Source organism: Actinomadura rugatobispora (assembly GCF_042656285.1).
Lineage (GTDB): Bacteria > Actinomycetota > Actinomycetes > Streptosporangiales > Streptosporangiaceae > Spirillospora > Spirillospora rugatobispora.
Genome location: NZ_JBHSON010000175.1, coordinates 1 through 11,796, shown reverse-complemented (window position 1 = coordinate 11,796; position 11,796 = coordinate 1). Strand labels below are relative to the sequence as shown.

Sequence of the window (11,796 nt, the reverse complement as noted above, 5' to 3'; positions counted from 1 at the left end):
CTCCCGGTACTGCGCCCACAACCGATCCTCCGGCAACGACCGCGACTTGGCCACCGTCTCCCGGACCATCTGCTGCAACAGCCGCTGATCCTCATCGAACTCGACATCCACCGGCGACCTCCACAAAGACGCACCGCAGAGAGATGCGATAGTATCATTCTCATTCTAGGGTAGTACCAGTCTCAAAGATGCAAGCAGCGATTCCGCCAGGCGCGGCGGGCACCTCCCCGGGCGTCGCGCGTCCCTACCGAGAAATGGAATAACGTTCTGTCCGTGACCGACGTCTCCGAAGGACCCGCCTGGCGCCAGCGCGCCGTCGAGCGATCCATCCGTGCCGTCAGACAGCGCGCCGAGCAGCGCGTGCAGCGCTTCCTGGACACGGCGCAGGAACTCATCGCCGAGAAGGGAACGACCGACTTCACCGTCCAGGAGATCGTCGACCGTTCGGAACAGTCCCTGCGCAGCTTCTACCAGCACTTCGACGGCAAGCACGAGCTCCTGCTCGCGCTGTTCGAGGACGCGCTCGCCACCTCGGCGGCCCGGATCCGGGAGGCGGCCGCCGCCGAGCCCGAGCCGATCCAGCGCCTCAAGGTCGCGGTGGAGATGCTGTACGAGTCCTCGCGCCCCGATCCGGACGTCCAGCGTCCGCTGTTCAACGACTTCGCGCTGCAACTCCTGGTCAAGCACCCCGCCGAGGTGACGGCCGCGCACGTCCCGCTGCTCACGCTCTTCACCGAGCTCATCGAGGACGCGGCCAAGGAGGGCACGATCTCCTCGGACAGGCCGCGCCGCCTGGCCGCGCTCGTCATGCAGACCACCATGTTCACCGCCCAGGCCAACGGCGCCGCGATCGCCGGCCACACCACGCCCGTCACGGCCGAAGAGGTGTGGCGGTTCTGCATCGGCGGCATCTCCGACCGTCCCGCCAAGTCCCGCCCGGCCCGCAAGAAGTAGGCCCCGGAACATGACGGTGCCGTCCCGCGGGCCCGCGGGACGGCACCGGGCGGACCCCTCAGGCGGCGCCCGTCCGCGCCCTCACCCCCGCGAGCAGGAACGTGACCAGGCGGTCGATGTCGGCGTCGGCGGGAACCTGCGCCTTGAAGAGGTAGAACTGCATGGCGTTGACCGACGCGCCGGCCACGGTCCGCGCGGCGTGCTGCGGGTCCTCGGCTCCCAGCGCGGCCGCGGGGGCGGTGAACAGCTCCGCCAGCGACTCCACGAGCACGACCGAGGCGTGCGGCTCGCCCGGCGACAGTCCGGTGGAGTTGCTCAGCACGGCTCGGGTCTTGCTGGCCAGCCCGGCGTCGGTCGCCTGCTTCATCACGGCCTCGACACCGGCGCGCAGCTGCCCCTCGGGGTCGCCGGCGCCGGCGATCCGGTGCCGGACGTAGCTGACCACGGTGCGCGCGCCCTGGTCGACGATCGCCTCCACCAGCTCGTCCTTGCTGGCGAAGTAGCGGTAGAAGGAGTCGTTGGACAGCCCGGCCGCGGCCACGATGTCGGCGACCCGGGGGCCGCGCCGGCCGTTGCCCTCGACCATCAGCGCCAGCCCGGCGTCCATGAGCGCCCGGACGTCGGACTCCGCGACCTCCTCCACCGCGGCGACCCGGCGGCGGACCGCCCGGTCGGCGAGCGTCCGCCCCGCCCGGCGGCCCTCGGCACCCTTATCGGAAGGCATGCGGCAATCCTCACGCTCGGTAGACGGGCCGGTCGGCCCTCCGCCGCCCGGCCACCCGTTCGTGAAAATGATATTCCCCCGGAGGAGAACGATGCTGACTCGGACCCGCGTGGCCGCCCGGACGGCCGTTCGGCGCCGCCAGAACGGCCGTACGGGCCGCGCTCCTTCCGAACGCGTGCGGGGCTAGCGCTGGTGGCCCATCCGGTCCAGGGCGGCGTCCGCGGCGTCCAGCACCACGCCCGTGGCGGCGCCCGCCGAGCCGGCGAGGTCGGCCACCAGCCGGACGTCCTTCTGGAGCAGCGGCCCGGCGTGGCCGGCCATCGCGTCGAGCGTCGCGCCCGCGGCGGCGACCCTGGTCAGCGCGAAGCTCGCGCCGCTGCCGTGGGAGAGCACCTCGGCGAGCCGGGAGGCCTCGACGCCGAGCCCGCGGCCCAGCTCCAGCAGGCTGGACGCGGTGCCCAGATGGGCCGTGAAGAGCAGGTTGTTCAGCAGCTTGGTGACCTGCCCGGACCCCAGGTCGCCCAGGTGCACCACGGGGTCGCCGTAGCTGGCGAACACCGGGCGGCAGCGCTCGACGACGTCGGCGTCCCCGCCCACCATCACCAGCAGGCGGCCCTCGGAGGCGGCCGGGCCGCCGCCGCTCACCGGCGCGTCGATCAGCGAGACGCCGCGCTCGGCCGCGGTCGCCGCCAGCCGGCGGCACGTGTCGGGGTGGACGGTGCTGTGCACCGCGATCACGCCGCCCTTAGCGAGCCCGGCCAGCACGCCGTTCTCGCCGGTGACGACCTCCTCCACGTCGGCGTCGCCGACGACGCAGAGGCAGACCAGGTCGCTGCCGGCGGCCAGCTCGGCCGGGGAGGCGGCCACCTCCGCGGGCTTGCCGCCGAACGGCTCCAGCGTGGCGGGCCGGCGCGCCCACAGCGTCGTCGGGTGGCCCGCGTCGATGATCCGGTGCGCCATGGGGGCGCCCTGGCTGCCGAGCCCGATGAACCCCACCCGCATCAGAGGACCTCCCCCGGGATCGCGGCGATCGGGGCGGCGAGGGCGGCGGCGCCGCGCGCCTCGGCTTGCTCGGTCATGTTCGCTCCGCTCATGGACGCTCCTTCGGGACTGAATCGTAGTTCATAAGTCTTGAATTGCATTCATCGAAACTGAATCATTGCCTAACAGACTGGGTGTGCGTACGATCTTCTGTGACCTGAGTCGCTCGAGGAGGTGATGGCCCAGGTCGGCGATGCGACCCGCGCCGCGGCCGGACCTCCGGGGACCGGGGACGCCGCCCGGCGGCGCGGCCCCGGTCGACCACCGCCGAACCGGGCCTCCGAGGCCTTCCGCTCCCACCGCCGGAACGGCCTTCCAGACGCGCTTTCACCGACGGCGATCCAATGATCACGCCCCCCGCAGCACACCGGAAGGGTCGCGTACGGAGCGGACCCGAACCGGCCGACGGCCGTCACCCGCTCCGGCGACGCAGGTCGGGCGGCAGACCACACGAGGAAGGACAGTGAACATGGGACGTGTCGAGGGGAAGGTCGCGTTCGTCACGGGAGCGGGGCGCGGCCAGGGCCGCAGCCACGCCGTGCGGCTGGCCGAAGAGGGCGCCGACATCATCGCGGTCGACATCTGCAAGGACTTCGAGACCGTCGGCTACAAGATGTCCGGCCCGGACGACCTGAAGGAGACCGTCCGCCTGGTCGAGGAGCTCGGGCGGCGCATCGTCGCGGTGCAGGCCGACGTGCGCGACGCCGCCCAGCTGCGCGACGCGCTGGAGCGCGGCGTGGCCGAGCTGGGCCGGCTCGACATCGTGGTGGCGCAGGCGGGCATCGCGCCGCTGCGCGGCGAGCCGCCGCTGCAGGCGTGGTCGGACGTCGTCGACGTCAACCTGATCGGGACGATCAACGCGATCCAGGCCGCCATCCCGCACCTGGGCGAGGGCGCCTCGATCATCGCGACCGGCTCGGCCGCGGCGCTGATGAACCACGGCATCGTGCAGACCCCGGGCTCCAACCCCGGCGGCGCCGGGTACGCCTACACCAAGCGCGCGCTGTCGGCCTACGTCCACGAGCTGGCCATCAACCTCGCGCCGCTGAAGATCCGGGCCAACGTCGTGCACCCGACGAACTGCAACACGCCGATGCTGCAGAGCGAGCCGATGTACCGGTCGTTCCGCCCGGACCTGGAGAACCCCACCCGCGAGGACGCCGAGCCCGCCTTCTACGTGCAGCAGGCCATGCCCGTCCCGCACATCGAGCCGCGGGAGGTCAGCGAGACCGTCCTGTACCTGGCCTCGGACGACTCCCGCTTCGTGACCGGAATGCAGATGCGCGTCGACGCCGGCGGCTATCTGAAGTGGCACGACTACCACGTCTGATCCCCAACACCCGAAAGGACATCACGTGAAGGTGCAGGTCGACTCGGAGCGCTGCCAGGGCCACACGCTCTGCGCCATGATCGCCCCCGAGAGCTTCGAGCTCAGCGACATCGACGGCCACTCCTCCCCCGTGCGGGAGGACGTGCCCGCCGACCAGGAGGCCAAGGTCGCCGAGGCCGTCAGCTCGTGCCCCGAACGGGCGATCTCGATCTCCTGAGCGCACGCCGGCGACCTGGGACGTCCACCCCCGGTCCCAGGCTCGGACCGGGCTCGGCGAGCGGCGGCCGGCCGGGCCGGTCACGTCCCACCGGTCGTCGGCGAGGCGGCGTCCTGAGCCGACGCGAGCGCGTTCACCCGGCCGGTGAGGCGGACGCCTGAGGCGAGCGTCACCGGCGGGATCGTCCGTTCCGGCCGATCGCGGGCCCGCCCCCGTGATCGGCCGGAACGGGACCGGAGCCGAGGAGGGCCGCCCGCTTTCGGCGAAGCGGGCGGCCCTTCTCTCGTCGACGGCGGCGGCGCGTCAGCCCACCGCGGCGGCGGCCTTCTCGGCGGGCGCCGCCTCCAGGGCCGGGGGCGCGGCCCGGCGTGCCGGGATGGCCAGGGTGATCGCCGCGGCCAGCAGCGCCCCGCCGCAGCCCATCAGGAGCCCGGTGCGGAAGCCGGCCTCGGACGGCAGGGTGTGGGCGCCCAGCCGCACGGTCATCTGCGCCAGCACGACGCCGACCACCGCGGCCGACACCGACGTGCCGATGGAGCGCATCAGGGTGTTGAAGCTGTTGGCCGAGGCGGTCTCCGACTTGGGCACCGCGCCCATGATCAGGGCGGGCATCGATCCGTAGGCCAGTCCCACGCCGACGCTGCAGATGCAGGTGACGGTCAGCAGTCCCCAGGTGGAGCCCAGCAGGAGCATGGACGAGGCGTACCCGAGCGCGATGACCAGGCTGCCGGTGAACAGCGTGACCTTGGGGCCGCGGGCGGCCGACAGCCGCGCGCCCAGCGGCGAGGTCACCATCATCATGAGGCCGCCCGGGGCCATCCACAGCCCGGTGGCCAGCATCGACTGGCCGAGGCCGAAACCGGTGGCCGCGGGCAGCTGCAGCAGCTGCGGAATGATCAGCGCCTGGCCGTACATGGCGAACCCGACGACGATGGAGGCCGCGTTGGTCAGCAGCACCTGGGGCCGGGCGGTGACCCGCAGGTCGACCAGCGGGTCGCCGGTGCGCAGCTCCCACCAGCCCCAGGCCGGCACGATCACCAGCGCGGCCGCGAGCAGCCCGAGGGTGGTCCCGCTCGTCCAGCCCCAGTCGGCGCCCTTGGAGACCGCCAGCAGCAGGCACACCAGCACGGTGCCCAGGCCGATCGCGCCGGCGACGTCGAACCGGCCCTCGGCGCGGGCGGGCGTGGCCGGCACCAGGCGCCAGATCAGCACCGCCACCAGGACGGCCAGCGCGGTCGAGCCCCAGAACAGCATCCGCCAGTCGGCGTACTCGGCGACGGCCGCGGCGACCGGCAGGCCGAGCGCCCCGCCGATCCCCATCGACGAGCTCATCAGCGCGATGGCCGAGCCGAGCCGCTCGGGCGGCAGCAGGTCGCGCAGCACGCTCACCCCGAGGGGGATCAGGGCCATGCCCACGCCCTGCAGCCCGCGGCCGATGATCATCGGGAGGACCGAGCCGGCCACGGCGCAGATCACCGATCCGGTGATGAGCGGCACCGTGCAGGCCAGCAGCACGCGGCGCTTTCCGTACAGGTCGCCGAGCCGTCCGATCACCGGCATGGCGACCGCCGCGGCCAGGAGCGTGGCCGTCACCACCCAGGAGGTGTTGGAGGCGGTGGAGTGCAGCAGCCGCGGCAGTTCGCCGATCAGCGGCACCACCAGGGTCTGCATGAGCGAGGCGACGATACCGGCCACCGCCAGCACGCCGACGATGCCGCCGGCCCGCTCGGTGGAGGTGGAATCCCCCACGAAATCCCCCTTTTATCGAGGTAAGAGCACAAGACGCCCCAGACTAGATATGCATCATACACACAATATGTGTCATACATATCAACTGTGATAGACCTACTGTTAACGAATGCGGAGCCGGGCACCGGACGCAGGAGATCCGGGAGGGGGCCTGACATGGACGATCCCACGCGACGGGTCGAGTACGAGACCATGCTCATCGGGCGGCACCGCGACATGAGCGTGGTCCGCGCGATCCACGGCGACCGCCATCTGGACCGCAGCGCCTACCTTCTCCTCAGCCGCATCCTGCTCGACGGGCCCATGTCCATCGGCCAGCTCAGCGAGGCGTTCGGCCTGGACGCCTCCACCCTCAACCGGCAGACCTCCGCCATGCTGCGGGCCGGGCTGGTCGAGCGCATCCCCGACCCGGAGGGCGGCATCGCCCGCAAGTTCCGCATCACCGACGAGGGCATGCGCCGGCTGGAGTACGAGCGCAACCAGAACCTCCAGGGCCTGCGGAAGGTCCTGGCCGACTGGACACCGGAGGAGATCTCCGCCTTCGCCGACCAGCTCAGGCGCTTCAACACCGACGTCGAACGCCTCGCCGGGCGCCCCTGGCCCCGTACCTGAGCCCGCCGCCCGGCCCGGAGCCCGGACCGGGACGGCGGGCGCTCGCGGTCAGCCGCCTTCGACGAAGGGGAAGATGCGCGTGAAGTCGGCGCCGGGCTCGGCCTCGGTGAACCTCTCCCACACCGAGGTCGTCACCGACCCGATCGACGCGGGACCGGCCTGCTCGCGAACGGCCTCCAGGTAGAGCCGCACGTCCTTGGTCATGAGCGCGTTGGTGAAGCCGGAGGCGTAGCGGCCGGTGAGCACGTGCTCGGGGAACTTGTCCCGGCTGGCGGCGCTCTGGCCGCTGGCCCCGTTCAGCACCTCCAGCATCGTGCCCATGTCGAGCCCGGCCGCCACGCCGAACGCGATCGCCTCGCTGGTGGCGGCCAGCGCGGTCGCCGACAGGAAGTTGTTGGCCAGCTTCAGCGCCTGGGCGGCCCCGGGCCGGTCGCCGACCCGGTGGCGGCGGTCGCTCAGCCCCGCGAGGACGGGCTCCACCTGCGCGCAGGCGTCGTCGGAGCCCGCGTACATCACCACGAGGGTGCGGGCGCGCGCCCCGGCCGGGCCGCCCGACACCGGCGCGTCGACGTAGCCGACGCCGCCGTCCGCGAGCGTCCTGGCGATGTCCTGCGCGGCGCGCGGCCCGATCGTGGAGGTGTCGACGACCTGCGCGGTGCGCCGCCCGGCCGCCGCGGCGATCTCGCCCGCGACCTGCGCGGAGACGGCGCCGTCCGGCAGGCTGAGCACGACGGCGTCCGCCTTCGCGGCCACCTGCGCCACGCCCGCGGCGGAGACGGCGCCCTCGGGCGTGCGCTCCGGGCCCGCGGCGTCGTAGGCGACCACCTCGAACCCCGCGCCGACCAGGTTCGCCGCCAGCGCGCCGCCCATGTTGCCCAGGCCCACGAAGCCGACCACCGTCATCGCCGGGCCTCCTCGCGCGCCTCGCGCACGGCCTTGATCGTCCGCTTGGCCGAGACCCCGGCGGGCGCCCCGGCGTAGGCGGCGATCTGGAACAGCAGCTCGTCGACCTCCGCGTCGGTGACGCCGGCCCGGTGGGAGCTGCTCGCGTGCAGGCGGAACTCCTCCATCCGTCCCAGCGCCGCCGTCATCGCCATCACCAGCAGGCTCCGGTCGCGCGGGGTGAGCGGCCCGCCCCGGGCCCACGCGCCCCAGGCCATCGCGGTGATGAAGTCCTGGAAATCGCGGCCGGCCTGGTCGGGGTCGGCGGTCACGCCGTCGACGTAGGCGTCGCCGAGCACCGCACGGCGCATCTCGCGCGCGGCGCGCAACGGGTCGGTCTCTTCCATGGGGTCTCCCGGGGCTCAGTGGAGGGACAGGCTGACGGACTTGATCTGGGCGTACTCGTGGAGGGCCTCGACGCCCTTCTCCCGCCCGTAGCCGCTCGACTTGAACCCGCCGAACGGCGTCTCGATGCCGAGGGCTCCCCCGTTCACCGCCACCTGGCCCGCGTCGATCCGCTCGGCCAGGCGCAGGCCGCGGCTCGCGTCCCCGCTCCAGACGGCGGCCACCAGGCCGTACTCGGTGTCGTTGGCGAGGGCGAGCGCCTCGTCCTCATCGGTGAACGGCATCGTGACCAGGACGGGCCCGAAGACCTCCTCGCGCGCGATCCGCGCGCCGGGCGACACCCCGGCGTAGACGGTCGGGCGCACGTACTGCCCCTGCGCGGCGGGCCCGCTGTCGTAGGCGGCGCCGCCGGTCGCGGGCTCCAGGCCCGCGGACCGGGCCTCGGCGAAGTGGTCCAGCACCTTGCGGTACTGCGCCTCGGTGATGATCGGCCCGAAGTCGACGCCCGGTTCGAGCCGCTCGACCGCCTCCACCACGGCCGCGACCACCTGGTCGTGCACCGGGGCCTCGACCAGCAGCCGGGTGGTGGCCGAGCACACCTGGCCGGCGTTCATCGCCACCGCCTGGACGGCCGCGGCGACCGCCCGGTCGAGCCGCGCGTCGGCGAACACCACGATCGGCGACTTGCCGCCGAGTTCGAGGGTGAGGGGCACGAGCCGGCCGGCCGCGATCCCGGCCAGGTGGCGCCCGGTGGGGACCGAGCCGGTGAACGCGATGCGCCGGACCCCCGGATGGGCCGCCAGCGGCGTGCCGACGTCGGGACCGGTGCCCGTCACCACGTTCAGCAGGCCGTCGGGAAGGCCCGCCTCGCGGGTCAGCCGCGCCAGGTGCAGCGTCGAGACGGAGGTCAGCTCGGAGGGCTTGGCCACCACGGCGTTGCCCGCGGCGAGCGCGGGGGCCAGGGCGCGGCACGCCTGGTTCAGCGGCAGGTTCCAGGGGGTGATCGCGGCGACGACGCCGTACGGCTCGAGCCGGGTGTAGGTGTGGTGGCCGGCGCCCTGGTCGATCACGCGCCCGTGGTGGGCGCGCAGGACGCCCGCGTAGTAGCGGAAATAGGCGGCCGACATGTCGGCCTCCACGCGGAGCTGCGCCGGGACCTTCCCCGTGCACGCCCGCTCCGCCTCCATCAGCTCGGCGGCTCCGGACTCGATCGCGTCGGCCACCCGGTGGAGCGTTTCGGACCGTTCCGCACCGGAACGCCGCGCCCAGTCCGGCTGGGCCGACGCCGCGGCCGCGACGGCGGCGTCGACGTCGGCCGCGGAGCCCGCGGCGATCTCGTCGCCGGGCCGCCGGGTCGCCGGATCCAGTGTGGGCAGGTACCCGCCGGTCGCGGGCTCGACCGCCTTGCCGCCGATCCAGTGCTCATGGCGAACCGGCATCGACACTCCCTCTCACGGATGAGAATAAGCTTCTCACTATTGCAATCCGGACTCTAATGGACCGGAAACCGCTCGGGAAGTCCCGGGGTGCCGGGAGGGCGGTCAGACGGGCCGCCGGCCCTCCTGGTCGCGCGGCACCGACTCGCCCTCGAGCCGCCCGAGCCAGCGCTCGACGAACGCCTCGGTCTCCTCGTGCCCCTCGGCGAGACCGAGCGCGTCCTCCATGACCAGCACCCGGGACAGGCTCGTCATGACCACCATGAGGACCAGGGGCGGGAACTCGCGGGTGTCGATCCCGTAGCGCCCCAGCACCTCCGACAGCCCCTCGACCTGCTCGCGGCGGAACTGCTCGGCGTACCGCGCCATCTGGGCCCGCAGTTCCTTGCGGTGGTTGGCGAGGGCGGCGAACTCCATCGTGAACGCCGTGCCCGCCGAATCGGTGCTGTACTCCCACAGCGCCCGCAGCGGCTGGGAGGAGGCCAGGGCCTGCGCCTGCCGCCGCAGCCCCTCCTCCGCGCGGCGCCGGAACATCTCCAGGAACAGCTCGTCCATCGTCCGGAAGTAGTAGTGGACGAGCTGGGGCTTCAGGCCGGCCTTCTCGGCGACGCGCCGCGAGCTGACCGCGGCGTACCCCTCCTCCAGCATCAGCCGCTCCGCCGCGTCCAGCAGAACCGTCCGGTTCTTGGCCTCGGGTGACCCGATTCTCCGCGGCGATGCCATGTCCGTCCCACTCCCAGTTCTCCGGCTCCCACCAGCGGGAACTCCCGAACATGGTAGCGACGCCGGCACCTGCCCATTGCGGCGCCATCGGTACCGTGAGAAGTTATTTCTCAGTGCGAAAGAGCACAGTTCTCGTCAGCTCTCGAGCCGGGGTCGCGTGAAGCGGACCCCTCTCGGCCGCACGGGACGGCCCGAGGAGGTCGCCGCCGTGCACGACCGGACCGGCTGAGCGCCGCGGCAGTGTGACCTTGACCTCACCTGGCCTGCATGTTAAGTAAATACTCACTAATGCTTGTCGACTGTTCAGCATCGCCGGGAAGAGGAGCCACCCGATGCCAGGACCGGGACCGGTGGGCCGGTGAGTGAGGGCGTGCAGGCGGCCGCGGCTCGTTATGTCGGGACGCGTGTGCCGCGGGTGGAGGATCCGCGGTTGCTGACCGGTCATGGCACGTATGTGGACGATGTGGTGCGGCCGGGGATGTTGCACGCGTGTTTTGTGCGCAGTCCGCTGGCGCGTGGCCGGATCACCGGTGTGGATGCCTCTGAGGCGTTGGCGCTGGAGGGTGTGCATGCGGTGTTCACGGCGGAGGATCTCCATCCGGGTGTGCACGAGGCGTGGTACACGCTGATCGGCAAGGACGTTCCGGACACGCCGCGGCCTCCGATGGCCGAGGGTGAGGTGCGTTTCGTCGGCGATCCGGTGGCGCTGGTGGTGGCCGATGACCGGTATCTGGCCGAGGACGCGGCGGAGCTGGTGGTGGTCGACTACGACCCGCTGACTCCGGTCGTCGACTACGTCACCGCGCAGGATTCCGAGGAACTGGTGCACGAGGGCTACCCGCGCAACGTCGCGGGCCGGCGCACCGGGACTCCCCCCAAGCAACTCGCACCCGTCTTCGACGAGGCCGCGCTGGTGGTACGCGAGACCCTGTACCAGCAGGCCCACGCCGCTGTGCCCATCGAGACGCGCGGGATGGTGGCGGAGTGGTCGGCCACCGAGCGCGAGCTGACGATCTGGACGGCGACTCAGTCGCCGCACGAGGTGCGCCTGTTCTGCTCCCGGCTGCTGGGGCTGCCCGAGCACCGGGTGCGGGTGGTGATGCGCGACACCGGCGGCGGTTTCGGCCAGAAGGTCATGCCACTGCGCGAGGACATGTGCGTCATGCTCGCGGCGTTGAAGGTGCCGGGTCCGTTGAAGTGGATCGAGGACCGGCGGGAGAACCTGATGTCGGCCGGCAAGGCCCGGCACGAGCACGCCGACGCGCGGATCGCCTTCGACTCCGAGGGCGCGATCCTGGCCGCGACGATCGACTACGTCCAGGACGTGGGCGCCTACCCGGTGCCGTACCCCGTCGGAACGGCCACCGTCGTGGGCATGCTCTTCCCCGGCCCCTACCGGGTCCCGCGGAGCGGGTTCTCCGCCACGTCGGTGTTCTCCAACACCGCCGGCCGCACGGCCTACCGGGGCCCCTGGCAGTTCGAGTCGGTGACGCGCGAGGTGCTCCTGGACATCGCCGCGCGCCGGATGGGCATCGACCCGGCCGAACTGCGGCGCCGGAACCTGCTGCGCCGCGACGAGCTTCCCTTCACCAATCCGAACGGGATGCCGTACAGCGATATCACGCCGTCGGAGACGTTCGAGCAGGCGTTGAAGATGCTGGATTACGAGGCGTTCCGGCGTGAGCAGGAGCTGGCGCGGGCGCAGGGCCGGTATCTGGGTGTC

At 72.3% G+C, this 11,796-nt stretch carries 12 protein-coding genes; 5 read left to right on the top strand and 7 right to left on the bottom strand.

Annotated elements, in window-relative coordinates:
• The first annotated feature begins 273 nt into the window (after positions 1-273).
• On the top strand, positions 274-954 hold the full coding sequence (locus ACFPZN_RS54675; RefSeq protein ID WP_378293086.1) for a TetR/AcrR family transcriptional regulator: 681 nt from the start codon (positions 274-276) through the stop codon (positions 952-954).
• A gap of 58 nt (positions 955-1,012) precedes the next feature.
• Here ACFPZN_RS54675 and ACFPZN_RS54670 read toward each other — a convergent pair whose 3' ends face one another.
• Both ACFPZN_RS54670 and ACFPZN_RS54665 read right to left on the bottom strand, forming a co-directional pair.
• A complete protein-coding gene (locus tag ACFPZN_RS54670; protein WP_378293084.1) occupies positions 1,013-1,678 on the bottom strand; it encodes a TetR/AcrR family transcriptional regulator in 666 nt (221 codons plus the stop codon).
• 183 nt (positions 1,679-1,861) lie between these two features.
• A complete protein-coding gene (locus tag ACFPZN_RS54665; protein ID WP_378293082.1) occupies positions 1,862-2,680 on the bottom strand; it encodes an NAD(P)-dependent oxidoreductase in 819 nt (272 codons plus the stop codon).
• 508 nt (positions 2,681-3,188) lie between these two features.
• Between ACFPZN_RS54665 and ACFPZN_RS54660 the strand changes: the two genes are divergently transcribed.
• Both ACFPZN_RS54660 and ACFPZN_RS54655 read left to right on the top strand, forming a co-directional pair.
• Positions 3,189-4,049, top strand: a complete 861-nt coding sequence (locus ACFPZN_RS54660) for a mycofactocin-coupled SDR family oxidoreductase (protein ID WP_378293080.1) — start codon at positions 3,189-3,191, stop codon at positions 4,047-4,049.
• A 25-nt stretch (positions 4,050-4,074) separates the two neighbouring features.
• Entirely contained in the window at positions 4,075-4,266 is a 192-nt protein-coding gene (locus tag ACFPZN_RS54655) for a ferredoxin (RefSeq protein WP_378293078.1), read from the top strand.
• A 303-nt stretch (positions 4,267-4,569) separates the two neighbouring features.
• Here the strand turns inward: ACFPZN_RS54655 and ACFPZN_RS54650 are convergent, their stop codons facing one another.
• Entirely contained in the window at positions 4,570-6,015 is a 1,446-nt protein-coding gene (locus ACFPZN_RS54650; protein WP_378293076.1) for an MFS transporter, read from the bottom strand.
• A 156-nt stretch (positions 6,016-6,171) separates the two neighbouring features.
• On the opposite strand from ACFPZN_RS54650, the gene ACFPZN_RS54645 reads away from it, so the two are divergent.
• A complete protein-coding gene (locus tag ACFPZN_RS54645) occupies positions 6,172-6,627 on the top strand; it encodes a MarR family winged helix-turn-helix transcriptional regulator (protein ID WP_378293074.1) in 456 nt (151 codons plus the stop codon).
• A gap of 48 nt (positions 6,628-6,675) precedes the next feature.
• Here the strand turns inward: ACFPZN_RS54645 and ACFPZN_RS54640 are convergent, their stop codons facing one another.
• The 4 genes from ACFPZN_RS54640 to ACFPZN_RS54625 form a co-directional block, all read right to left on the bottom strand.
• Positions 6,676-7,530: an NAD(P)-dependent oxidoreductase gene (locus tag ACFPZN_RS54640; RefSeq protein ID WP_378293072.1), complete on the bottom strand. Its 855-nt coding sequence runs from the start codon at positions 7,528-7,530 to the stop codon at positions 6,676-6,678.
• Entirely contained in the window at positions 7,527-7,916 is a 390-nt protein-coding gene (locus ACFPZN_RS54635; protein ID WP_378293070.1) for a carboxymuconolactone decarboxylase family protein, read from the bottom strand. Before ACFPZN_RS54635 ends, ACFPZN_RS54640 begins: the two co-directional genes overlap by 4 nt.
• 15 nt (positions 7,917-7,931) lie before the next feature.
• Positions 7,932-9,353: an aldehyde dehydrogenase family protein gene (locus ACFPZN_RS54630; RefSeq protein ID WP_378293068.1), complete on the bottom strand. Its 1,422-nt coding sequence runs from the start codon at positions 9,351-9,353 to the stop codon at positions 7,932-7,934.
• 102 nt (positions 9,354-9,455) lie between these two features.
• Positions 9,456-10,073, bottom strand: coding sequence for a TetR/AcrR family transcriptional regulator (locus ACFPZN_RS54625; RefSeq protein WP_378293066.1), 618 nt, complete (start codon positions 10,071-10,073; stop codon positions 9,456-9,458).
• Positions 10,074-10,431: 358 nt separating this feature from the next.
• Between ACFPZN_RS54625 and ACFPZN_RS54620 the strand changes: the two genes are divergently transcribed.
• A partial coding sequence (locus ACFPZN_RS54620; protein WP_378293064.1) for a xanthine dehydrogenase family protein molybdopterin-binding subunit occupies positions 10,432-11,796 on the top strand: 1,365 nt, incomplete at its 3' end.